The 22505-nt window shown below is 61.1% G+C and carries 21 protein-coding genes and 1 pseudogene; 8 read left to right on the top strand and 14 right to left on the bottom strand.

The genetic code is table 11. The annotated features are described in order from the left end of the window. Positions 1–78: 78 nt before the first annotated feature. Together ACOTWU_RS00455 and mtnA are read right to left on the bottom strand one after the other, a co-directional pair. Positions 79–150 (bottom strand): annotated as a pseudogene (locus ACOTWU_RS00455) (polyketide cyclase); the annotation flags it as partial. 103 nt (positions 151–253) lie between these two features. Beyond that, a complete protein-coding gene (mtnA, locus tag ACOTWU_RS00450) occupies positions 254–1270 on the bottom strand; it encodes an S-methyl-5-thioribose-1-phosphate isomerase (RefSeq protein WP_126499157.1) in 1017 nt (338 codons plus the stop codon). Between the two features lie 102 nt (positions 1271–1372). Between mtnA and mtnK the strand changes: the two genes are divergently transcribed. Next, a complete protein-coding gene (gene mtnK, locus ACOTWU_RS00445; protein WP_045334385.1) occupies positions 1373–2572 on the top strand; it encodes an S-methyl-5-thioribose kinase in 1200 nt (399 codons plus the stop codon). Positions 2573–2624: 52 nt separating this feature from the next. On the opposite strand, the gene ACOTWU_RS00440 is transcribed toward mtnK, so the two are convergent. The 4 genes from ACOTWU_RS00440 to ACOTWU_RS00425 all read right to left on the bottom strand — a co-directional run bounded on the left by ACOTWU_RS00440 (position 2625) and on the right by ACOTWU_RS00425 (position 7537). Further along, positions 2625–3866, bottom strand: coding sequence for an LVIVD repeat-containing protein (locus ACOTWU_RS00440; protein ID WP_206513927.1), 1242 nt, complete (start codon positions 3864–3866; stop codon positions 2625–2627). A 92-nt stretch (positions 3867–3958) separates the two neighbouring features. After that, positions 3959–5023: a sugar ABC transporter substrate-binding protein gene (locus tag ACOTWU_RS00435; protein WP_015571167.1), complete on the bottom strand. Its 1065-nt coding sequence runs from the start codon at positions 5021–5023 to the stop codon at positions 3959–3961. A 19-nt stretch (positions 5024–5042) separates the two neighbouring features. Further along, positions 5043–6038, bottom strand: a complete 996-nt coding sequence (locus ACOTWU_RS00430; protein ID WP_032103096.1) for an ABC transporter permease — start codon at positions 6036–6038, stop codon at positions 5043–5045. Beyond that, positions 6035–7537 (bottom strand): sugar ABC transporter ATP-binding protein, encoded by a 1503-nt coding sequence (locus tag ACOTWU_RS00425; RefSeq protein ID WP_126499156.1) that lies wholly within the window; start codon positions 7535–7537, stop codon positions 6035–6037. The genes ACOTWU_RS00430 and ACOTWU_RS00425 overlap by 4 nt, the downstream gene beginning before the upstream one ends. A gap of 159 nt (positions 7538–7696) precedes the next feature. Between ACOTWU_RS00425 and ACOTWU_RS00420 the strand changes: the two genes are divergently transcribed. The 3 genes from ACOTWU_RS00420 (at position 7697) to ACOTWU_RS00410 (ending at position 9823) form a co-directional block, all read left to right on the top strand. Then, entirely contained in the window at positions 7697–8785 is a 1089-nt protein-coding gene (locus tag ACOTWU_RS00420; protein ID WP_048973963.1) for an oxidoreductase, read from the top strand. A 356-nt stretch (positions 8786–9141) separates the two neighbouring features. Beyond that, positions 9142–9447: a type II toxin-antitoxin system RelE family toxin gene (locus tag ACOTWU_RS00415; RefSeq protein ID WP_126499155.1), complete on the top strand. Its 306-nt coding sequence runs from the start codon at positions 9142–9144 to the stop codon at positions 9445–9447. Next, a complete protein-coding gene (locus ACOTWU_RS00410) occupies positions 9419–9823 on the top strand; it encodes a helix-turn-helix domain-containing protein (protein ID WP_032670385.1) in 405 nt (134 codons plus the stop codon). Before ACOTWU_RS00415 ends, ACOTWU_RS00410 begins: the two co-directional genes overlap by 29 nt. Here the strand turns inward: ACOTWU_RS00410 and ACOTWU_RS00405 are convergent. The 7 genes from ACOTWU_RS00405 to entC all read right to left on the bottom strand — a co-directional run bounded on the left by ACOTWU_RS00405 (position 9820) and on the right by entC (position 17158). Further along, entirely contained in the window at positions 9820–10017 is a 198-nt protein-coding gene (locus tag ACOTWU_RS00405; protein WP_006809671.1) for a YbdD/YjiX family protein, read from the bottom strand. The two genes, ACOTWU_RS00410 and ACOTWU_RS00405, sit on opposite strands and share 4 nt — an antisense overlap. 60 nt (positions 10018–10077) lie before the next feature. Next, on the bottom strand, positions 10078–12183 hold the full coding sequence (cstA, locus tag ACOTWU_RS00400; protein WP_015571172.1) for a pyruvate/proton symporter CstA: 2106 nt from the start codon (positions 12181–12183) through the stop codon (positions 10078–10080). A 149-nt stretch (positions 12184–12332) separates the two neighbouring features. Continuing rightward, positions 12333–12746, bottom strand: coding sequence for a proofreading thioesterase EntH (gene entH, locus ACOTWU_RS00395; protein WP_015571173.1), 414 nt, complete (start codon positions 12744–12746; stop codon positions 12333–12335). After that, on the bottom strand, positions 12746–13498 hold the full coding sequence (gene entA / locus ACOTWU_RS00390) for a 2,3-dihydro-2,3-dihydroxybenzoate dehydrogenase EntA (protein ID WP_015571174.1): 753 nt from the start codon (positions 13496–13498) through the stop codon (positions 12746–12748). Before entA ends, entH begins: the two co-directional genes overlap by 1 nt. Then, a complete protein-coding gene (locus ACOTWU_RS00385; RefSeq protein WP_015571175.1) occupies positions 13498–14352 on the bottom strand; it encodes an isochorismatase in 855 nt (284 codons plus the stop codon). Before ACOTWU_RS00385 ends, entA begins: the two co-directional genes overlap by 1 nt. Before the next feature lie 10 nt (positions 14353–14362). Further along, positions 14363–15973, bottom strand: coding sequence for a (2,3-dihydroxybenzoyl)adenylate synthase EntE (gene entE / locus ACOTWU_RS00380; protein WP_017382511.1), 1611 nt, complete (start codon positions 15971–15973; stop codon positions 14363–14365). Positions 15974–15982: 9 nt separating this feature from the next. Then, a complete protein-coding gene (entC, locus tag ACOTWU_RS00375) occupies positions 15983–17158 on the bottom strand; it encodes an isochorismate synthase EntC (protein WP_017382512.1) in 1176 nt (391 codons plus the stop codon). Positions 17159–17345: 187 nt separating this feature from the next. Here entC and fepB point away from each other — a divergent pair, with 187 nt between their 5' ends. Then, positions 17346–18305, top strand: a complete 960-nt coding sequence (fepB, locus tag ACOTWU_RS00370) for a Fe2+-enterobactin ABC transporter substrate-binding protein (RefSeq protein ID WP_032103091.1) — start codon at positions 17346–17348, stop codon at positions 18303–18305. Positions 18306–18382: 77 nt separating this feature from the next. Here the strand turns inward: fepB and entS are convergent, their stop codons facing one another. After that, positions 18383–19609 (bottom strand): enterobactin transporter EntS, encoded by a 1227-nt coding sequence (entS, locus tag ACOTWU_RS00365; RefSeq protein WP_126499154.1) that lies wholly within the window; start codon positions 19607–19609, stop codon positions 18383–18385. 109 nt (positions 19610–19718) lie between these two features. Between entS and fepD the strand changes: the two genes are divergently transcribed. From fepD to fepC, 3 genes are read left to right on the top strand one after another with little or no spacing between them, the layout of a single operon-like run. Beyond that, positions 19719–20723 carry a Fe(3+)-siderophore ABC transporter permease gene (gene fepD, locus ACOTWU_RS00360; protein WP_421625750.1) on the top strand — a complete coding sequence of 335 codons (1005 nt, stop codon included), beginning with the start codon at positions 19719–19721 and terminating at the stop codon, positions 20721–20723. Then, the gene (gene fepG, locus ACOTWU_RS00355; protein ID WP_026094382.1) at positions 20723–21712 is read left to right on the top strand and encodes an iron-enterobactin ABC transporter permease; all 990 of its coding nucleotides are present in this window, start codon (positions 20723–20725) and stop codon (positions 21710–21712) included. Before fepD ends, fepG begins: the two co-directional genes overlap by 1 nt. Next, complete coding sequence (gene fepC, locus ACOTWU_RS00350; RefSeq protein ID WP_032652926.1) at positions 21709–22503, top strand: iron-enterobactin ABC transporter ATP-binding protein; 795 nt, start codon at positions 21709–21711, stop codon at positions 22501–22503. The genes fepG and fepC overlap by 4 nt, the downstream gene beginning before the upstream one ends. Positions 22504–22505 lie beyond the last annotated feature (2 nt).

Raw genomic sequence — 22505 nt, 5'->3', positions numbered from 1 at the left:
ACGGTTAGCCCCCTCTCCCTGTGGGAGAGGGGGTTGAAGAGTCTTCACATACCCCACCAGCTGATCCAGCACAACACCCTACCCTTCATGGAAGCCCATCTGCTCATGCTGCTCGCGGATCTCCTTCGTCGGATGACGCGCAATCGCTGAGGTCGCGCGGTGCATCCACCACGCGCTCCAGTTTTAAGTCTGTGTCAGGATCGAGCGTCACGATGTTGTCCTCTCAGGGAACGCCCTTAAAGGATAGCCGGACTCAGGCAAATTTCCCTTTCGCTACCTCGTCCGGCGTGACCACGCCTGTATCCAGCACCCAGCCGCTAATCAGCGAGGCGGGGGTGACGTCAAACGCCGGGTTGTAGACTTGCGCGTTTTCCGGCGCCCACTGCACCACGCCAAAGCTCCCCGCCACGCCCGTCACTTCACTGGCCGCGCGCTGCTCAATCGGGATTGCGTCACCGTTCGGGCAGTCCGGGTCGAGGGTCGTTTGCGGGGCAGCGACGTAGAACGGAATGCCGTGAAACTTCGCCAGCACCGCCAGGGAATAGGTGCCGATTTTGTTCGCCACGTCGCCGTTGGCGGCAATGCGGTCTGCACCCACCCACACGGCGTCCACCTGCCCTTTTGCCATCAGGCTGGCGGCCATGGAGTCGGTAATCAGCTGATACGGTACGCCCAGCTCGCCGAGTTCCCACGCGGTCAGCCTGCCGCCCTGCAATAGCGGACGGGTTTCATCCACCCAGACGTTGCTTACCTTGCCTTCCTGATGCGCGCGAGCAATCACCCCCAGCGCGGTACCGACGCCCGCCGTCGCCAGCCCGCCGGTGTTGCAGTGGGTCAGCAGACGGCTGCCGCGCTTCACCAGCGCGCTGCCCGCACTGGCAATAGCGTCACAGAGCCGTTTGTCTTCGTCAATCAGCCGCAGCGCTTCAGCCACCAGCGCCGGAACATAATCTTCCTGCCACAGCGCCAGCTTCATGCGGTCGAGATTGTTCATCAGGTTCACCGCCGTCGGGCGGGAGGCGCGCAGGGTTTCCAGCGCCACCGCCAGCTCGTCGCGGCTTTTGCCGCTTTCCGCTAACAGCGCCAGCAACAGGCTTGCAGAGAGACCAATCAGCGGCGCGCCGCGCACCCGCAGGGCGTGGATGTGCCCGACCAGCGCCTCGACCGTCGAGGCATCCAGCCAGCGTTTCTCCTGTGGAAGCGCCTGCTGGTCGAGAATAAAGAGCTGATTATCCGCCACCCGCAGGCTGGTCGTCTGTAATGTCTGCATGTCGTTAATTCCCTGTTGCGTTGTTGTAGCACATTGTGTCAGGATGAAATCCAGATGTATAGACGTCTACATGTCTTAATTAGCAAAACTGAGGAGCAGGCCATGTCGCAATACCGTACCTTTACCGCTCAGGACGCCGTGGAGTATGCCAGGCAGTTTGGCGGACTTGACGATCCTTCATCGCTGGTAGAGGCGCAGGAAATCGGCGACGGCAACCTCAACCTGGTCTTTAAAATTTTCGACCGCGCGGGCGTGAGCCGCATCGTCGTTAAGCAGGCGCTGCCCTATGTACGCTGCGTCGGCGAATCCTGGCCGCTGACGCTGGATCGTGCCCGTCTTGAAGCGCAAACCCTGGTCGAGCATTACCAGCACAGCCCGCAGCACACGGTGAAAATCCACCACTTTGACCCGGAACTGGCGGTGATGGTGATGGAAGATCTCTCCAGCCATCGCATCTGGCGCGGCGAGCTGATTAACAACATTTACTACCCCCAGGCGGCGCGTCAGCTGGGGGAATATCTGGCTCACACCCTGTTCCACACCAGCGATTTTTATCTGCATCCGCACGATAAAAAAGCGCAGGTAGCGAAATTCATCAACCCGGAGATGTGCGAGATCACCGAAGATCTGTTCTTTAACGATCCGTACCAGATCCACGCGCGCAACAGCTACCCGGCCGATCTGGAAAACGATGTTGCCGCCCTGCGCGACGACGCCCAGCTTAAAATCGCCGTGGCCTCCCTCAAGCACCGCTTTTTCTCGCACGCCGAAGCCCTGCTGCACGGAGACATTCACAGCGGTTCGATTTTTGTGGCCGACGGCAGCCTGAAGGCCATCGACGCTGAGTTCGGCTATTTTGGGCCGATTGGCTTTGACGTTGGCACCGCCATCGGCAACCTGCTGCTGAACTTCTGCGGCCTGCCTGGGCACCTCGGCATTCGCGATGCCGCCGCCGCGCGCGAGCAGCGCCTGACCGATATTCAGGAACTGTGGAACACCTTCGCGGAGCGCTTCCAGGCGCTGGCAAACGAGAAAGCCCGCGACGCCGCACTCAGCGCGCCGGGCTATGCCTCCGCGTTCCTGAAAAAGGTCTGGCATGACGCCATCGGGTTCTGCGGCACCGAGCTGATTCGCCGCAGCGTCGGGCTTTCACACGTGGCGGATATCGATACCATCCAGGATGAAGCCATGCGCCACGAATGCCTCCGCCATGCAATATCCCTCGGTAAAGCGCTGATTGTCATTGCCGACCGCATCGACAGCGCGGAAGAGCTGGTGGCGCGAGTGCGGCAGTACAGCTGATTTTCTCCCTCTCCCTGTGGGAGAGGGCCGGGGTGAGGGCATCAAACCGCACTCACCCCAGATACTCAATCACCGACATCCCGCCGTTATAATCCGTGCTGTAAATAATCCCCTGCGCATCCACAAACACGTCGCACGACTGGATCACCTGCGGGCGATTCGGCCGCGTGTCCATCATTCTTTCCGGCGCGGCGGGCACCAGCGCCCCCGTTTCCACCGGTCTATACGGGTTCGAAATGTCATACACGCGCACGCCCGCGTTCTGCCAGGTCGCAAAAATCAGCGTTGAGCTGACAAAGCTCCCCGGCCGGTTCTCGTGCAGGTTGTGCGGGCCAAAATGCGCCCCTTTCGCCACGTAGTCGGTTTCATCCGGCTGCGGGAAGGTCGAGATACTTACCGGATTCGACGGCTCGCGGATATCAAACAGCCAGATCAGCTTTTCGCCGTCTTCCTGATTGTCGAGCACCGCTTCGTCCAGCACCACCAGCAGGTCGCGGTCCGGCAGCGGCAGCGCGGTGTGCGTCCCACCGCCAAACGGCGGGCTCCAGTTACGGTGGCTAATGAGCTTAGGCCGGGTGCGGTCCTTCACGTCCAGCAGCGTCAGGCCGCCGTCACGCCAGCTGCCATACGCGGTGTCGCCGGCAATAATCGCATGGTGCAGCGCGTAGCGTTTGCCTTCCGGCCAGCCCGGCTTCTCACCTTCGGCCTGGTTCATCCCGGGCAGCCACCAGCGCCCCGCGACTTCAGGCTTACGCGGGTCCGCAAGATCGATGGTCAGAAAGATGTAATCGGTAAAGCCGTCGATCAGCGCTGAAACGTAGGCCCAGCGGCCGCCGACGTACCAGATGCGGTGAATGCCGATGCCACTCAGCGACAGAAAGCCGATTTCGCGTGGCCTGTCCGGCGTGGAGATATCAAAGACGCGAAGCCCGGCGCTCCAGACTTTATCCTGCACGTCGCTGACGGTCTCCCCCACCTGGCGGGTGTAGTAGACCTTCTCATCGGCAAAACGCGCATCGGCAAACAGATCCCGGGCGTTAATCACCAGCAGCAGATCGTCGTGCGCCTGGAGGTGTACGTTCCAGGTACCCGGCGGCGCGGGCACGTAACCTGCGGCTTTTGGTTTTTTCGGATCGCGCACGTCAACAATGGAAAAGCCCTGCGACACCATATGACCGATATAGGCGAAACCACGGTGCACCATCAGCTGTACACCGTCCGGACGACCGCCCTGGTCGCTATGGCCAATCAGCCGCATATTGCGGCTGTATTCGGGAGGGGGTAATTGAGACACCTTATGCTCCTTACGCCCGGTGGCGCTACGCTTACCGGGCCTACGGGTGAGAAATGTAGGCCGGGTAAGGCGCAGCCGCCACCCGGCTTGGTTTACTTGTTTTTAGCGGCAAGCGTCGCAAACCACGGCGCGATAAAATCTTCCGTCTGGCCCCAGCCTGGAATGATTTTCCCCAGAGACGCCACGTTCACCGCGCCCGGCTGGGCGGTCAGCAGCGCCTGCGGAATAGCCGCCGCCTTGAAATCGTAGGTGGCAGGCGTCGCTTCTCCGGCAATCTTATTGGCGATCAGGCGTACGTTGGTCGCGCCAATCAGCTTCGGATCTACCGCCACGCTCACCTTCCACGGGCTACCCGGCTCGCGCATCAGCTGGAGATCCTGGTTGGAGATGTCGATGCTGTAGAGCTTGATCTCGGTGCGGCCGTTCTCTTTCAGCGCCTTATACGCGCCCTGACTGAAGGCATCCCAGGTCCCCCAGATGGCGTCGATTTTACCTTTCGGGTATTTCGCGAGGATCGCCCCCACCTTGTTGGCGGTGTCGCCCTGCACGTCAGAGGAGACCGCGCCGATGGACTCCAGCTCTTTAATCTCCGGATACTGCTTTTGCAGTTCTTTGTAGGCCGCCTGACGGCGCTCCATCGGCGGGAAGCCCGCGACCCACAGCTTGACGATATTGGCCTTGCCGTTGAAATCTTTCGCCAGTTGACCAAAAGAGAGGTTGGTCAGGGAGGCATCGTCCTGCTGGGTAACGGTTACGCCCGGGATCTCGCCGTTCACGGCGGTATCAAACACCGAAACTTTAATCCCGGCATCCACCGCCTTCTTTACCAGCGCGGTGGAGTACGGATCGCGCCCCTGAGAGAGAATAATCCCGTCGTATTTCTGGCTGATGGCCTGGTTCACGAAATCCTGGAATCTGGCGTCGTCCCCGTTACTTAAAAACGTGCTGACCTTAAAGCCGAGCTTTTTCCCTTCCTGAATCGCCCCGGCAACAAACTGCGTGGTGTTGTCGTCCGAGCCCAGGTTGCGGATCACCGCAATGCGAATGGGGCCGTCATGGCTGGCAATGGCGGCCGGAACCGGCGCGGGGGTAGCCGCCAGGCCCGGCAAAGAAGTGAGTAATCCAAGAGCTACCAAAGAGAGCGCAATCTTTTTCATTTATTATCCCGTTGTGTTGTCAGCGTTTTTGTATGTAAGTAATCGCCAGTGCCATCGCGAGCACCAGCCCTTTTATAATGTCCATGGCGTAATACGGCACGGAGAGCATCACCAGCCCGTTCGACAGCACGCCGAGGATCACCGCCCCCACCAGCGTGCCCAGCGCGTTCGGCTTGCCGGACCCGGCCAGCGAGAACCCGATCCACGCCGCCGCCACCGCATCCATCAGGTAGCCGCCCCCCGCATTCACCTGCGATGAACCGATACGCGAAGCCAGCAAAATTCCGCCCAGTCCCGCCAGCAGCGAGGCGATCACGTAGGCCGCCACCTTGTAGCGCGTGGTGCGAATACCGGAGAGACGCGCGGCTTCCGGGTTGCCGCCAATGGCGTACATCCGGCGTCCGTGGGTGGTCAGCGACAGGCCCAACTGCGCCAGAATCGTCACCACCAGCATGACGATCACAATGGTCGGCACCTGCCCCAGCAGGCTGAACGCCGCCGGAATGGTCCCTTCCGCCATGTCGCCGCTCGGCAGCACCATGTTCTCGGTAATCGACCCGCCGTAGCTGTAGGTCATCGCCACGCCCTGGATGACAAACAGGCTGGCAAGGGTCGCGAGCATGTCCGGAATGCGCAGGATGACGATCAGAAAGGCGTTAAACAGGCCGACCAGCGTGCAGAGCGCAAGGGTCAGCAGAATCGACTCGGTGGTGCCGAAGCCGTGCCAGACGAAAAGCGAAATCACCAGCGCGTTCGCCAGCGACGCGGTTGACCCCACCGAGAGATCGAACCCGCCGACGGTCAGCGAAATCGAGACGCCGATGGCAATCACCGTCACGATGGCAATCGAGCGCAGAATGTTGATGATGTTGTTCGGATCGAGGAAGCTGTCCGACGCCAGGCCAAACACCGCCACCAGCGCGACGACGGTCAACAGCATGCCCCACCTGTAGAGAAAATCGAAAATCTGCTGACGGCCAGACGCCGCCGCGTTCACTGAAAGGGCCTTGCTCACGACGCCGTTCCTCCGGTTGAATAATAAAGTAGTGTCTCTTCCCGGGCCTCGGCTCCGGCGATTTCCGCCACGATGCGCCCGTCCCACAGCACGCAGATGCGGTCGCACAGCCCGACCAGCTCGGCGAACTCGCCCGAGGCGTAAATGACACCTTTGCCCTCGCGCGCCAGGCCGTCGATCAGCTGAAACAGATCGGTTTTGGCCTTCACGTCCACGCCTTTGGTCGGCTCGTCGAATATCAGCACGCTGGCGTCATTGCGCAGCCATTTGCCGATGGCGACCTTCTGCTGGTTACCGCCGGAAAGCCGACGCAGCACCTGCCCCGGCCCGCGTGCGCGCACGCCGACGCGGCCAATCACCTCTTCTGCCCAGCGCCACGCCTGACGATGACCAAACAGGCTCCAGCGCGAGAAGCTGTTATCGGCGCACACGGCAAGGTTCATGCTCACCGGCTCGTCGATAAAAATGCCCTCTTTGCGTCGCTCCTCCGGCACCAGCGCCAGACCGCGCAGTACCGAGTCTGCCGGATCGCGCGGTTTCCAGGCCTGATGGTTCAGCTCGCCGCGCGCGACGCGGCTTTTGCTGGCGCCAAACAGCGCCTTGCAGAGTTCCGTTTTCCCCGCCCCCGCCAGCCCGGCAATGCCGAGGATTTCACCTTTGCGCAGGTGCAGGGAGATATCTTTCAGCAGCGCATCGTCGTGCAGCCCTTCCACCCGCAGCAGCGTCTCCTCACCGTGCGGCGGGCGCGGGGGCGGATAGATATCGCTCAGCTCGTGGCCGAGCATCTTCTCAACAATCGCTTCGCCGCTCAGATCCGCCATCGGGCCGGACTCAATCAGCCTGCCGTCGCGCAGCACCGTCAGGGTGTCGCAGATGGCCTTCAGCTCGTGAATGCGGTGAGAGATAAACACCACGCCGATACCCTGCTGTTGCAGACGTCTTACTACCGCAAACAGACGCTCACTCTCGTGCGCGTCCAGCGGCGCGGTGGGCTCATCAAGAATGAGAAAACGGCAGTGGTGCGAGAGCGCCCGCGCCAGCAAAATCTGCTGTTTTTCAGCCAGCGTGCAACTGTCGATGGAGCGGCGTACGTCGAGCGAAACATCCAGCTGCGCCAGCGCCTGCCGCGCCTGCTGACGAACCGCGCGCCAGCTGTAGCGGTACCCCGGATGCGCCAACTGGTCGAGCATGATGTTTTCGGCAATGCTTAACCCGGGGATGAGCGCCACATCCACCTCCTGCTGCACAAGATGGATACCCAGCCGTTTGGCGTCCAGCGGCTCGCGGATACTTACCGGCTGGTTGTTAATGCAGATTTCGCCTTCATAACGATCGTGCGTCCCGCACAGCACCGCCATCAGCGTCGATTTCCCCGCGCCGTTGGCGCCGGTCAGCGCATGCACCGACCCGCCGTTCAGGGTGAAATCCACGCGCGACAGGGCCTGAAAGCCGGAAAAGGCCAGGCTGATACCGCGCATCTCAAGGCGACTGGAAACCATCCGCGTAAATCCTTCATTACTCTTCTGATTTAGCGAATTTTTCACAGCTCTTGTTGACTGACAACGACGTAAAAGGCATAAGTTAAAGCAAAATATTATTAGCCATCCGGATGTCCAGACATAACATCGGGTTAGCGCTTGCTAAAAAAGGACAACTTCATGAGCAACACCGATATCCGCGTCGTGCCCGGCCCGGCGAACTACTTCTCTCATCCGGGAAGCCTTGCCCACCTGGATGATTTCTTTACTCCGGAACAGCTTTCCCGCGCGGTGTGGATCTACGGCGAGCGGGCAATCGAGGGCGCACGCCCTTATCTGCCGCAGAGTTTTAACGCGACGGGGGCAAAACATCTGCTGTTTAAGGGCCATTGCAGCGAGCGTGACGTCACCCATCTGGTGAACGAGTCGGGTAGTGAAACCAGCGTGGTGATTGGCGTGGGCGGCGGTGCGGTAATGGATACCGTCAAGGCCGTGGCGCGTCGTCTGGGCGTGCCGTTCGTAGGCATTCCCACTATCGCCGCCACCTGCGCGGCGTGGACCCCGCTCTCCGTCTGGTACAACGATGCCGGTCAGGCGCTACAGTTTGAGATTTTTGACGACGCCAACTTTCTGGTGCTGGTGGAGCCGCAGATCATCCTTAACGCCCCGGCGGAATATCTGCTGGCGGGCATCGGCGATACGCTGGCGAAGTGGTACGAAGCGGCGGTGCTCGCCCCTCAATCTGAGAGTCTGCCGCTGACCGTGCGTCTTGGCCTGAACGGTGCGCTGGCGATCCGCGACGTGCTGCTGGAACGCAGCGAAGAAGCGCTTGCGGATCAGCAGCGCGGCGAACAGACGCAGGCGTTCCGGGACGTGGTGGATGCGATTATTGCCGGAGGCGGAATGGTCGGCGGTCTGGGTGAGCGCTATACCCGCGTGGCGGCGGCGCACGCGGTGCACAACGGCTTAACCGTGCTGCCGCAGACGGAAAAATACCTGCACGGCACCAAGGTGGCCTACGGCATTCTGGTGCAGAGCGCCCTGCTCGGTCAGGACGACGTGCTGGCGCAGCTGGTGGCGGCGTACCAGCGCTTCAATCTGCCGACCACGCTTCGCGAGCTGGACGTCGATATTCACAACCGCGACGAGCTGGATAAGGTCATTGCCCACACCCTGCGCCCGGTGGAGTCGATTCACTATCTGCCGGTGACGTTAACGCCTGAGGTGCTGCGCGCCGCGTTTGAGAAGGTGGAATCCTTCAGCCGTTAATCGCGCCGACGGGCTATACCTAATGATGATTCTCTCCACTCTTGCAACGAGGTCATCATGCAGATCGATTTAACAGGTAAAAAGGCGCTGGTTACCGGCGCCAGTCGTGGGCTGGGGCCGCGGGGCAAATTTCCGGCACCGGTCCGGATGTCGACGGCGCTCTGAACGCCTGATCGCAAATTTACTGCAAGCCTCTGTCGCCCGGCAGAGGCCTGTTCGAGCCGCCTCGACGATTCGCGTTTTGCCGCTTTCACCCGTTTTTTCTCCGCTCTACAGTACCCCATTAGAAATTCGGAATTTATCTAATAGTCTTATTATTTCCTTATATTTTGTGTGGGCGTACAGTGGAGGTACGGATGAAGATTGTCTGGTCCAATGGTGCAAAAAAGGCATTTTCCAGAATTGACGAGCGGTATCAGCGTCGCATTGAGGTAAAGCTTACTGAGCTGGATGACCGCTCGGCTCCCCGGCCAGATATCAAAAAAATATCGGCGACCGAAGATCATTTCCGGCTTCGCGTAGGCTATTACCGCATCGTCTATACGCTTCGGGACAATCCTGATAACCATTGTTATGTTTTGGCCGTCAAGCGCAGAACTTCAACGACTTACCTGCATGAGGAGAGTGCCACCTATGGCTGTTCAGCTAATCAAGGACGATAACGGGAAAACGCAGTACGCCGTTATTCCCTATCACGAATATTTTCGTATGCTCTTACAAATGTCAGAAATTGACGACGAAACCGACGACGATCTGGAGGATATTGAAGTCGAACACGATAGTCTAGATGACGTGGAATTGCCCGGAGAAGTATGCAGCATCATGACCTGGCAAAACGTCAGCCTACAGGCCGCCTGGCGCATTTTACGCGGCATGTCCCAGCAGGAGGTGGCGGAGAAGCTTGGCATCAGCCAGTCCGCCGTGTCACAGCTGGAAGCGCTGGACTCCCGACCGCAAAAGCGCACCCGCGAAAAGCTGGCGGCAATTTACGGCTGTAAACAGGAGCAGATCAGCCTCTATTTACCAAAAGAGGGTTAACAGCACTTCGCCCCGCCCTTGCCGCCGTAGCGGGCGTCCTGACGGTCGCGGAAAAATTCTTCGTAGGTCATGGGCGTCTGGTCCGGGTGGTTGACGCGCATATGCTCGACGTAGTTGTCGTAATCCGGCACGCCAATCATCATTTTAGCGGCCTGGCCCAGGTATTTACCTGCTTTGGAAAGGGTGTCGAACATAGTTCTGATCTCACAGGAAATGTAGGCCGGGTAAGGCGAAGCCGCCACCCGGCACACGGGTTAATGCGCCCCTTTCGCCTGGGTGACAATCTCGTCCAGGTTCTCAGGCATTGGCTCATACGGCGTCTCTTTCGCCGTCGGTTTGTCGACTTTCAACGCCGCCAGCGCGGTTTTCAGAGAATACAACGCCAGCACCACAACCACCACCATAAAGAAGATGGTCAGCCCGGCGTCCAGACGGTTGTTAAACACCAGCTGCGACAGTTGAGATTCGGTGTACTGTGCCGGGATCTTACCGCTGTCGATCATCGCCTGGAACTTGTTGGCGATCGCCAGGAAGCCCACCTTATTGTCCGGGCTGAAGGCTTTCTGCCAGCCCGCGGTCAGGGTACAGATCAGCAGCCACGCCGTTGGCACCAGCGCCACCCATGCGTAACGCTGGCGCTTCATCTTGAACAGGACTACGGCACAGAGCATCAGGGCCATGCCCGCCAGCATCTGGTTGGCGATACCGAACAGCGGCCACAGGGTGTTAATCCCGCCGAGCGGATCGACCACGCCCTGATGCAGGAAGTAGCCCCACGCCAGCACGCACAGCGCCGTCGCCAGCAGGTTAGCCGGGAGTGAATCGGTACGCTTCAGGTTCGGGGAGATCACCCCCAGCAGATCCTGCAACATAAAGCGCGCCGCACGCGTACCGGCATCCACCGCCGTCAGAATAAACAGCGCCTCGAACAGAATGGCGAAGTGATACCAGAACGAGACATCCATCAGCCCGCCCAGCGCGCCGTGCAGGATGTAGGCCATACCCACCGCCAGCGTTGGCGCTCCACCCGCACGGGAGATAATCGACTGCTCGCCTACTTCATTAGCGATATGCGTCAACGTTTCAGGGGTAATCGCAAAGCCCCAGCCGCTGACCACCTGCGCGGCAGAGGCAACCACGTCAACGGTGCCCGCCGGGGCCAGTACCGCCATTGGGCTGTTCATCGCAAAGTAAACGCCCGGGTCAATAATACAGGCCGAAACCAGCGCCATAATCGCCACGAAGGATTCCATCAGCATGCCGCCATAGCCGATCAGGCAGGCCTGATTTTCATTCGCCAGCATCTTCGGCGTGGTCCCGGAGGCGATTAGCGCGTGGAAGCCCGACACCGCCCCACAGGCGATGGTGATAAACAGGAACGGGAACAGGTTGCCGGTCCAGACCGGGCCGGTGCCGTCAATAAATTTGGTCAGCGCAGGCATGGTCAGGGTCGGGCGCATAATCAGAATGCCGATCGCCAGCCCGACGATGGTGCCGATTTTCAGGAAGGTAGAGAGGTAGTCACGCGGAGCCAGCAGCAGCCATACCGGCAGCACCGCCGCCACGAAACCGTAGCCCACCAGCATCCAGGTCAGCTGCACGCCGGTGAAGTCGAAGAACGGCGCCCAGGTCGGGCTTTCCGCTACCCAGCCGCCGGAGATAATGGCAAACACCAGGAACACCAGGCCAATAACTGAAACTTCACCAATGCGCCCCGGACGCAGATAGCGGATATAGATCCCCATAAACAGCGCCAGCGGAATGGTGAAGGCGACGGTATAGGTTCCCCACGGGCTGTGGGTCAAGGCTTTCACAACGATCATCGCCAGCACCGCGAGGATGATCACCATGATCATAAAGGTCGCCACCAGCGCAATCACCCCGGCGGTTGCGCCCATCTCCTCTTTCACCAGCTCACCCAGCGAACGACCGTCGCGGCGGGTGGAGACGAACAGCACCATGAAGTCCTGCACCGCGCCCGCCAGCACCACCCCCGCAAGGATCCAGATCATCCCTGGCAGGTAGCCCATCTGCGCGGCCAGTACCGGCCCCACCAGCGGGCCTGCCCCGGCAATCGCCGCGAAATGGTGACCGAACAGCACTTTTTTATCGGTCGGCACGTAGTCCAGCCCGTCGTTATGACGCACGGCCGGCGTCATGCGCGTGCCGTCTACGCCCAGTACCGTCTTCGCGATATAGCGGCCATAAAAACGGTATGCGATCAGATAAATGCAGACGGAGGCGACGACGATCCACAGCGCGTTGATCTGCTCCCCCCGGTTGAGGGCGATATAGCCCAGGGCAAAGGCTCCCACCACGGAGAGCACCGCCCACGTAAGGTATTTCCCTGAGTTGTTCATAGTTGTTGTCCGTTGTTGTGAAACAGTGAGATGTTACATTTTGTTTCTAGAACAACGGATAAAATTTAACAACTTTGAAACGCAATAATGCGTGGTCAAACCAGAGATTTACACCACAGTGTTAAGCCGATCACTTTCAGCTGAATGACTTACCCCAACACCATCGTACTCAACCGACAGGTACAGCACCGCCGCCCCTGCTCGTCGAACACCACGATCTCCCAGCTCTGGCTGGAACGGCCCAGATGCAGCGGCTGACACACGCCGCGTACCTTACCGTGAGAGACCGCGCGGTGGTGCGTGGCATTCAGTTCCGTGCCCACCACGTTCTGCCCGTCACGGGTCATCAGAAAACCGGCCATTGAGCCCAGCGTTTCCGCCAGCGCCGCCGAGGCGCCGCCATGCAGCAGGCCAAACGGCTGGTGGGTGCGGGCATCCACCGGCATCTCCGCTTCCAGCGTATCGTCCCCGAGGCGGGTATAGACGATGCCAAGGTGCCCCACCATCGTATTCAGGCTGGTGGCGTTCAGCTCCTCGAGCGTTAAATGACGTTTCCAGATCATTACGCCCCCAGCGTGGAGCCGCCGTCCACCACGATATCCTGCAAGGTGATATGGCTGGCGGCATCGGATGCCAGGAACAGCACGGTCGCAGCAATCTCCTGTGGACGGGCAATTTTACCGAGCGGAATGCCGAGCTTGAACTGCTCGCCAAAGCCGCGAATGCGCCGCTGTTCCGCATCATCGCTGGTCCACAGGGTGCGCTGCATGTCGGTATCCGTTGAACCCGGCGACACCAGGTTACAGCGTACGCCGCTGCCCGCCAGCTCCAGCCCGACGGTCAGCGCCAGGCTTTTCAGCGCCGCTTTCGACGCGCCGTAGGCGCTCATGCCGATGCGCGGCGTGTGCGCCGCGTCAGAGGCCACCGTCACAATCGCCCCCCCCTGCTGATGACGGAACTGGCCCATCGTCTGCTGGAACAGGTTGAACGCGCCGCCGACGTTGACCGCAAAGGTCTGCTGCCAGTCCTCCTGCGAGAGCTGATCCGTCGCGCCCATACGCAGAATGCCCGCCGCGTTAACCAGCACATCGAGCCGCTCAAGGCTGCTGAGCAAACGCCCGCAGACGTCACTCGCCTGCGCCGCATCCGCCACGTCCAGCGTTTCGGTGGCAAACGGATATTCGCCGTGAGGGAAAGCCAGATCGAACCCGGTCACCTGCGCCCCGGCCTCCACAAATGCCAGCGCGGTCGCATAACCAATGCCCTTACCCGCGCCCGTCACCCAGACCGTTTTACCGGTGAAATCAAAAGCCATCACTTCACCTCGCGGGAGAGCAGCGCCCACCAGGCATCGAGGGTCGGATTTTTTGCCAGCATCACGAAATCAATGTCGCCGTGCACTTTGCGCCAGCGGGCGGCCAGCGCCATCATCCGCACTGAATCCAGACCGTAGTCGATCAGGTTTTCGTCATCCATCGGCTCGTCGGACTCGTCCAGCAGCGGCAGGATCAGCTCACGCAGCGCGGCTTTCGTTGTCGGAACGGACGGCAGCAGCTCGTCGGTCATCACCACGCGGCCCGAACGTCCTGCCACGTATTTCAGCGACATCAGGTGCTCGTCGCGGGTGAAATCCGCCAGCGCGTCGGCGATAAAGAACGGTTTGATGTCGCGCATAAAGGCGTCGGTGGCGGTGGTCATGCAGCCGATGTGGGCGTACACGCCGGTGATCAAAAGCTGGTTGCGCCCGGTCTCTTTAAGCATCTGCTCCAGCGGCGAGCGGTGAAACGCGCTGTAGCGCCACTTCACCAGCACGGTGTCCGCTTCGTCCGGGGTCAGCTCAGCGACGATGCGCTGCTGCTCCGGCGAGCGAGTCAGGCCCGGCCCCCACATATCGTTCAGCAGGGCGCGGTCTTCATCGCTCTGATCTTTCGGCTGCGCGGTGTAGTACACCGGAATATTGTGCTCTTTGCAGTACGCGCGCAGTTTAGCGATGTTCGCCACTACCTGCTGCATCATGTCGCTATTTTCGCCCCAGAAGTTCAGGAAGTACTCCTGCATATCGTGGATCAGCAGCGCGGCGCGCTCCGGTTCAAACGCCCAGTTCACTTTACTGGTCGGCAGTTCGGCGGCGGTTGGCAGCGCGTATGCGGTTAATTTTGGAATGGCCATTCTCTGTTCCTCAGCCCCGGGCGCGTTCAGCAAGCCACAGGCGCAACTGTTTCTTATCAACTTTGCCGACCGGCGTGAGCGGAAGCGCATCCACGCTCTCCACGCGGTCCGGCAGCTTAAATTCGGCGACGCCCTGCTCGCGCAGGAAGCGGCGCACCTCCACCGCGCGCAGGGGCTGTTTCACCACCAGGTACGCGCAGCTTTTTTCGCCCAGCAGGCTGTCCTCCATGCTCACCAGCGCGGCGTGGATCACCGCGTCGTGGCGCAGCAGCAGGTTTTCGATCTCTTCGGCGGCGATCTTCTCGCCACCGCGGTTGATCTGATCTTTCTCGCGCCCCTGCACGGTGATGTAACCCTGCTCATCGATGGCGATCAGATCGCCCGAGCAGTAGAAACCGTTGGCATCAAAGGCGCTGGCGTTGTGTTCCGGGCTATTGAAATAGCCGCGGAAGGTGTAAGGGCCGCGCGTCATCAGACGCCCGACTTCCCCGCGCGGCAGCGGGTTGCCGTCCTCGTCCGCCACCCACACTTCATCGTCCGGGCACATCGGGCGGCCCTGGGTATTGATGATGCGCTCCGGCGCATCGTCGAGGGCGGTGTAGTTCACCAGCCCTTCCGCCATGCCAAACACCTGCTGAAGCTGGCAGCCAATTTCCGCCGGAATACGTGCCGCAAGCGTGGCGGAGAGACGTGCGCCGCCTACCTGGAGCAGTTCGAGGGATTTCAGCTGGGCGTTCCCCGCGCCGTCGGCAATCGCCTGCAACCACAGGCTGACCGCGGGCGGCACCAGTGAGGTGACGTTTATCTGATGCTGCTCAATCAGCGGGAAGCAGAGCGTGGCGCTCGGATCGTTAGCCAGCACCACGCAGCCGCCCGCCGTGAAAACGCCTAACGATCCCGGCGAGCTCATGGCGTAGTTATGCGCCGCAGGAAGCGCGTTCAGATAGCGGGTGTGCGCAGTGATACCGCAGATTTCGTTGCTGCGACGGATGCTGTAGTCGTAGTCGTTGTGCGTACGCGGGATCAGCTTCGGCGTGCCGGTGCTGCCGCCGGAGAGCTGGAAGAACGCCACTTCGTCGGCGGGCGTCGGGTTCGGGATGAAATTGTCCGCCGGGCGTGCAATCGCCGCCTCCAGCGCGTGTTCGCCCTTATCGCCGCGTAGCAGCACAACGCGTACCGAGCGATGCGCATCCACAAAGGTATTGAGAAAATCATCACCCGCGAACAGCGTGTGGTCGCGATCGGCAATCAGCACGGCGGGTTTGATCTGCTCCGCGTAGGCGTTGAGTTCGCTGCGCTGATGGCTAAAGAGCGCGTTAACCGGTGCGACGCCGATTTGCAGCAGCGCGAAGAAGGTGATGTAGAACTCGGCCACGTTGCCGAGCTGCACCAGCGCGGTCTCGCCGCGATGCAGCCCCTGCGCCTGAAGGACAGACGCCAGATTCGTCACCGCCTGATTAAACGCGCGGTAGGTGATGCGGCGATCGCCGTCAATTATCGCGACCGCATCGTTGTCCGCATGGTCCGTCAGGATGTGGGTCAGCGGCAGATCCTGCCAGTAGCCTTTTTCACGGTAGCGGCGGGCAAAATCCTCAGGCCAGCGGGTAAAAGGGATGGTCATGAGTATTCCTTAGTGCAAACCAAACACGTTGAGCATGGTGGAGAGCTTCACGCCCGTCTCGCGCCACTCGCCCACCGGGGAGGAAGCAGGCACAATGCCCGCGCCGGCAAACAGGCGAACGGTATTTTGATGCAGCCGCGCGCAGCGGATAGTTACCACCCACTCGCCGTTACCTTCGCTGTCGCACCAGCCGACGATGCCGCCGAACAGCTCACGATCGAACGGCTCCAGCTCGGCAATCAGCTCTTTTGCCGCCTGATGCGGGAAGCCGCTCAGCGCTGGCGTCGGGTGCAGCAGGCAGGCCAGCGTCAGGGCGTTCTCGTTTTCACGCGCGTCACCTTCTACCGGCGTCGCCAGATGCCACAGCGTCGGGGTGGTGATGAGCTGCGGGGAAGCCGGCATGGTCAGATGATGGCTGCGCGGTTCCAGAATGGTTTTCATCGCCTGCGTTACCAGGTCGTGCTCGTGACGGTCTTTTTCGGAGGCCAGCAGCTTAGTGCCCGCTTCGCGATCCAGCACATCGTCCGGCTGACGGCGCGCAGAGCCCGCCAGCGGCAGCGAGCTAAAGTGCGCGCCCTCTTTACGCAGCAGCAGTTCCGGGCTGGCGCCCAGCAGCACGCCGCCGTCTTCCAGCGGTACGTGGAAGTTAAAGCTAGCCGGGTTCTGGGCGATAAGACGCTCCATCAGCGCGCTGCTATCAATCTGTTTGTCGGTGGCGATATCAATCAGGCGCGACAGTACCACCTTATTCACCTGCGGCGTGGCGGTGAGCGACGCGGCGCGGGCGACCATCTCCTCGAAAACCGGCTGCGGCGGGATCTCGGTGCGTTGTTGCACATTCAGCGTCTGCGCGCCGGAGGCGTAGCGTGCGGACTGCTGACGCGCCGGGCGGGAGAAGGTTTGCCAGCGTTGCGGAATAAACAGCGATGACGGTTTGCGGGTATCGAAGGGGATCGCCCCTACCATCACCGGATGGGCAATGCCGCTGTTTTTCGCATTCTGGAAAGCCTGAGCTAATTTCTGCTGAAAGGGGCCCGCCGGATCGTCACCGCCGACGGCGGGTTCAGAAAAACGGGCAAAACAGCCTGACGTGGTAAAACTGCGATAGGGCGACATAAAGAAAAAGCTGTCTGATTGCAGCGTGGTCGCGGTGTGCTGAAGGTCCTCAGCCAATGACGTATCCATATCATCCTCCTAAAATGATAAAAGCAGTAATAATGATTATCATTTATATTTTCGTCGGCTAACCTAATCCCACATCGCCCTGGTGTCAACCGCAGAGCAAACAACTTGTGCGACTAACGCTTGCATACCTTCCCCGCAATCATGAAAATGAGAAGCATTAACTTCAACAAAAACAGGATGCCGCTCTGTGAAACTCCCTGCCGTTTGCCGTAATGCCTTTCTTTTAACAGGACTTTTTGTTTTAGGACTAACCTCAGCGACGGCCGCCGACTGGCCGCGTCAGGTCACAGACAGCCGCGGCGTACATACGCTTGAGAGCAAACCGACGCGCATTGTCTCCACCAGCGTGACCCTAACCGGCTCCCTGCTGGCCATTGACGCCCCGGTTATTGCCAGCGGAGCCACCACGCCAAACAACCGCGTGGCGGATGCACAGGGCTTTTTACGTCAGTGGGGCGATATCGCGAAACAGCGTAAGGTTGCCCGGCTGTACATCGGCGAGCCGAGCGCCGAAGCGGTCGCGGCCCAGATGCCGGACCTGATTTTGATCAGCGCCACCGGCGGGGATTCCGCGCTGGCGCTCTACGATCAGCTTTCCGCCATCGCCCCGACGCTTATCATTAACTACGACGACAAAAGCTGGCAGGAACTGCTGACCCAGCTGGGGACGATCACCGGGCAGGAAACACAGGCCGCAGAGCGCATCGCTGCCTTCGATAAACAGCTCGCCCAGGTGAAGCAGCAGATGAAGCTGCCGCCGCAGCCGGTGAACGCCATCGTCTACACCGCCGCGGCGCACACGGCGAACCTGTGGACGACAGACTCGGCTCAGGGCAAGCTGCTGCACCAGCTGGGCTTCACGCTGGCGGCGTTACCTGATGGATTGCACACCTCGCAAAGCCAGGGCAAGCGTCACGACATTATTCAGCTGGGCGGGGAAAACCTGGCGACGGGGCTGAACGGCGAAGGGCTGTTCGTGTTTGCCGGCGACCAGAAAGACGTGGACGCGATTTACGCCAATCCGCTGCTGGCGCATCTGCCGTCGGTCAAGAACAAGCGCGTCTGGGCGCTGGGAACGGAGACGTTCCGCCTGGATTATTACAGCGCGTTGTTGGTGTTGCAGCGTTTGAATTCAATTTTTAAATAAGTGGCACGTTTCCCGTAGGCCCGGTAAGCGCAGCGCCACCGGGCGTTTTGTCGGGTGGCGGCTACGCCTTACCCGACCTACAGGTTCTGCCTGAACCGACGCAACTCCACCAAAACCGCCAATAAAATTACGCCAACCACGGCTAACACAAACCCGCTGCTGCTCGCCGACGCCACCGGGGTCATTATCGCCCCCAGCCCGCCGAGGATCGCTGCGCCAATCGCATCGCCCGTGACGTTCTGCGCCGTCCACAGGCCGTTAATGCGCCCGAGCATCCCTTCCGGCGTCTGGGTCTGGATCAGGGTGTACTGTAAAAGAGAGCTGACCGCGCTCAGCCAGCCAAAAATCACCAGACACATCACCCCCAGCGCCCACACCGGCATCAGGCTGAAGAAACCAATCGCGATAAACGAGGCCAGCGTCGCCACCAGCATGATTAACCCCGGTCTCGCGCTCTGCGCCAGGTTTCCGCTGGTCAGCGCCCCGCACGCGGCGCCGAGCGGAATGGCGGCGTACAGCACGCCAATCTCTGAGGGGCTCATCTGCCACTCGCCCGCCAGCGCCGGGTATAGCACGCGCACGGCGCTCGCCATCGTCAGCAGGCCGCCGAGCAGCGCAATGCCGCCAATCAGCGGGTTGCTGAACAGAAAACGAATCGCGGCCATCAGGGACTTCAGCGGATGCTCGCGCGGCTGCGGCGGCGGTGGCAGGAGCGGCAGACGCAGCAGCGTCAGGGTGGTGATAAAGGTTCCCGCCGCGGCAAGGCCGTAGTTCCACGCCACGTTGCCGGTCGCCAGAAGCAGGCCGCCGACCATCGGCGAAATCACCGAACCGAGGCGCACGGTGAGCATGGTGATCGCCCCCGCCTGCATCAGGTTCTCGCGCCCGACCAGCGCGGGCGTGGCCGCCAGCAGCGCCGTCACGCCTAACGAGGCAAAAAAGCCGTCCCACAGGCCCAGGGCATAAATCGCCATCAGCGACGGCTCCGGCAGCATTGCGTTCAGACACAGCCCGACAAAGCCCACCCCGCAGGTGCCGCGCGCCAGCAGGATCAGTTTTTTACGCTCGTAGCGGTCCGCCAGTACGCCGCCCACCATCAGGCCGATAAACATCGCCCCGCCGGTTAAGGTGACGGATAACCCCACCAGCCAGCTGGAGTGGGTCATGGTCTGGATCTGTACCGGCACGGCGACCCCGAGCAGGCCGAGGGATAAAATGGAGATAAAGCGGGCGATAAAAACCGCTCGAAACGCCGGGTGCGTTTTCAGCAGGCTGTGGTTGAGCAGCCAGGATTTTTGATTCATGACAAGGCCTTGAGGTATCGGTCTACCATTTCCATGGGCGCACATGCTAACATAGCCAAATAAGATAGATAACGATAATTACTATCATTATCACATCATGGACGTTGCTATGTCGTTTTCCTCTTCCGCGGTGCGCGCCGTAGCCGTGCCCGTTTTATTGCTGCTGTTGATCCTTGCGATTGCACTCAGTTTGCTGGTTGGCGCGAAGCCGCTGCCCGCGTCCGTTATTGTCGATGCGCTCTCCGGTACCTGTCAGAGCGCCGACTGCATTATCGTGCTCGACGCCCGCCTGCCCCGCACCCTTGCCGGCCTGCTGGCCGGTGGCGCACTCGGGCTTGCCGGTGCCCTGATGCAAACCCTCACCCGCAACCCGCTGGCGGACCCTGGCATTCTCGGCGTGAACTCTGGTGCCAGTTTCGCCATTGTGCTCGGCGCGGCGCTGTTTGGTTTCACCTCTCCGTCTGAACAGCTGGTGATGACCTTCTGCGGCGCGCTGGCCGCCTCGCTGGTGGTGGCCTTTACCGGCAGCCAGGGCGGCGGACAGCTCAGCCCGGTACGTCTGACACTGGCGGGCGTGGCGCTCGCGGCGGTGCTGGAAGGCTTATCGAACGGCATCGCCCTGCTCAACCCGGACGTGTATGACCAGCTGCGCTTCTGGCAGGCCGGTTCGCTGGATATCCGTACCCTTGATACCCTGAAAGTGGTGGCATTCCCGGTGTTTATCTCTGCCGCCGTAGCGCTGTGTTTAAGCCGGGCGCTCAACAGCCTGAGCCTCGGCAGCGACACCGCGACCGCCCTCGGCAACCGCGTGGCGCGCACGCAGCTGACGGGCCTGCTTGTCATCACCGTGCTGTGCGGCAGCGCGACCGCCGTCGTCGGGCCGATTGCCTTCATCGGCCTGATGATGCCGCACATGGCGCGCTGGCTGGTGGGGGCGGATCACCGCTGGTCACTGCCGGTCACGCTGCTGGCGACCCCTGCCCTGCTGCTGTTTGCCGACGTACTGGGCCGCCTGCTGGTGCCGGGTGAATTGCGCGTCTCGGTGGTCAGCGCCTTTATCGGCGCGCCGGTGCTGATCTTCCTGGTACGACGCAGACGCGGGGGTGGCGCATGATGGCCCCGTCCCGTCGATTACTCACCAGCGTCGCCCTGCTGGTCGTCGCCAGTCTGCTGCTGGCGGTCTGGAGCCTGCAAAGCGGTGCCGTAACGCTTGATTTCGCGCAGGTCTTTCACGCTCTCACCGGCAGCGCGCCGCGTAACATCACCATGGTGGTCACCGAATGGCGACTGCCGCGCGTGGCGATGGCGATCCTGGTTGGCGCGGCGCTTGGCGTCAGCGGCGCGATATTCCAGTCGCTTATGCGTAACCCCCTCGGCAGCCCGGACGTGATGGGCCTGAATACCGGCGCGTGGAGCGGCGTGCTGGTGGCGATGGTGCTGTTCGGGCAGCATCTCATGGCCATTACCTTTACGGCGATGGCGGGCGGCATTCTCACCTCCCTGCTTATCTGGGCCCTGGCCTGGCGCAACGGCATCGACACCTTCCGCCTGATCATCATCGGGATCGGCATCCGCGCGATGCTGATGGCGTTTAACACCTGGCTTCTGCTACAGGCGTCGCTGGAAACCGCACTCTCCGCCGGGCTGTGGTACGCCGGTTCCCTCAACGGTCTGACGTGGGGAAAAACCTGGCCCGCCGCGCCGCTGATTATCCTGATGTTTATTGGCGCGCTGCTGCTGGTCAGGCGCATGCGCCTGCTGGAGATGGGCGACGACAGCGCCTGCGCGCTGGGCGTGAGCGTAGAGCGCTCGCGCCTGATGCTGATGCTGGTGGCGGTCTTGCTGACCGCAGCGTCTACCGCCATCGCCGGGCCGATCTCGTTTATTGCCCTTGTCGCGCCGCATATCGCGCGGCGACTTAGCGGCACCGCGCGCTGGGGATTAACCCAGGCAGCGCTATGCGGCGCAGTATTACTGCTGGCCGCCGATCTCTGCGCTCAGCGGCTGTTTACGCCTTATCAACTGCCGGTGGGCGTGGTGACCGTCAGCCTCGGCGGGATTTACCTCATCGTCTTGCTCGTTCAGGAGTCACGCAAGAAATGACAGATTCAACACCCCGCTTGCGCGGCGAAAACTTGACCCTCGGCTACGGTAAAAAAATCATTGCCCGGGACTTATCCGTTGCCATTCCGGACGGCCACTTCACCGCCATCATCGGGCCAAACGGCTGCGGCAAATCGACATTGCTGCGCACGCTGAGCCGCCTGATGTCGCCGGTTGAGGGCAGCGTGTTCCTCGACGGGGAGCAGATCCAGCGCTTCGCCAGCAAAGAGGTGGCGCGCCGAATTGGGCTGCTGGCGCAAAACGCCACCACGCCGGGGGATATTACCGTGCAGGAGCTGGTCTCCCGCGGGCGCTATCCGCACCAGCCGCTGTTTACCCGCTGGCGCAAGGAGGACGACGAGGCCGTGAAGCGCGCGATGCAGGCGACGGGCATCACCGATCTGGCCCAGCAAAGCGTCGATACCCTCTCCGGCGGACAGCGCCAGCGCGCGTGGATCGCGATGGTGCTGGCGCAGGAGACCTCCATCATGCTGCTGGACGAGCCGACGACCTGGCTGGATATCAGCCATCAGATTGACCTGCTGGAGCTGCTGAGCGAACTGAACCGCACGCAGGGCTACACCCTGGCAGCGGTGCTGCACGATTTAAACCAGGCGTGCCGCTACGCTACGCATTTGATTGCGCTGCGCGACGGCGAGATTGTGGCGCAGGGCGCGCCGAAGGAAATTGTGACGCCGGATCTGATCGCGCGGATCTACGGCATGCGCTGCATGATTATTGAGGATCCGGTGGCGGGTACGCCGTTGGTGGTGCCGTTGGGTCGGCGGTAATT

Origin of the sequence: Enterobacter cloacae complex sp. GYL001 (assembly GCF_049237125.1) — a bacterium.
Classification (GTDB): Bacteria; Pseudomonadota; Gammaproteobacteria; order Enterobacterales; family Enterobacteriaceae; genus Enterobacter; species Enterobacter hormaechei_C.
This window is presented reverse-complemented; position numbering and strand designations above follow the sequence as displayed.

Coding starts and splice junctions, on each gene's coding strand:
- fepD (WP_421625750.1), top strand. CDS start 19,719: ATGTCGTTTTCCTCTTCCGCGGTGCGCGCCGTAGCCGTGCCCGTTTTA.
- entC (WP_017382512.1), bottom strand. CDS start 17,158: ATGGATACGTCATTGGCTGAGGACCTTCAGCACACCGCGACCACGCTG.
- ACOTWU_RS00410 (WP_032670385.1), top strand. CDS start 9,419: ATGGCTGTTCAGCTAATCAAGGACGATAACGGGAAAACGCAGTACGCC.
- ACOTWU_RS00405 (WP_006809671.1), bottom strand. CDS start 10,017: ATGTTCGACACCCTTTCCAAAGCAGGTAAATACCTGGGCCAGGCCGCT.
- cstA (WP_015571172.1), bottom strand. CDS start 12,183: ATGAACAACTCAGGGAAATACCTTACGTGGGCGGTGCTCTCCGTGGTG.
- entS (WP_126499154.1), bottom strand. CDS start 19,609: ATGAATCAAAAATCCTGGCTGCTCAACCACAGCCTGCTGAAAACGCAC.
- mtnK (WP_045334385.1), top strand. CDS start 1,373: ATGTCGCAATACCGTACCTTTACCGCTCAGGACGCCGTGGAGTATGCC.
- ACOTWU_RS00425 (WP_126499156.1), bottom strand. CDS start 7,537: ATGGTTTCCAGTCGCCTTGAGATGCGCGGTATCAGCCTGGCCTTTTCC.
- ACOTWU_RS00415 (WP_126499155.1), top strand. CDS start 9,142: ATGAAGATTGTCTGGTCCAATGGTGCAAAAAAGGCATTTTCCAGAATT.
- fepC (WP_032652926.1), top strand. CDS start 21,709: ATGACAGATTCAACACCCCGCTTGCGCGGCGAAAACTTGACCCTCGGC.
- entE (WP_017382511.1), bottom strand. CDS start 15,973: ATGACCATCCCTTTTACCCGCTGGCCTGAGGATTTTGCCCGCCGCTAC.
- entA (WP_015571174.1), bottom strand. CDS start 13,498: ATGGCTTTTGATTTCACCGGTAAAACGGTCTGGGTGACGGGCGCGGGT.
- mtnA (WP_126499157.1), bottom strand. CDS start 1,270: ATGCAGACATTACAGACGACCAGCCTGCGGGTGGCGGATAATCAGCTC.
- entH (WP_015571173.1), bottom strand. CDS start 12,746: ATGATCTGGAAACGTCATTTAACGCTCGAGGAGCTGAACGCCACCAGC.
- ACOTWU_RS00385 (WP_015571175.1), bottom strand. CDS start 14,352: ATGGCCATTCCAAAATTAACCGCATACGCGCTGCCAACCGCCGCCGAA.
- ACOTWU_RS00435 (WP_015571167.1), bottom strand. CDS start 5,023: ATGAAAAAGATTGCGCTCTCTTTGGTAGCTCTTGGATTACTCACTTCT.
- ACOTWU_RS00420 (WP_048973963.1), top strand. CDS start 7,697: ATGAGCAACACCGATATCCGCGTCGTGCCCGGCCCGGCGAACTACTTC.
- fepG (WP_026094382.1), top strand. CDS start 20,723: ATGGCCCCGTCCCGTCGATTACTCACCAGCGTCGCCCTGCTGGTCGTC.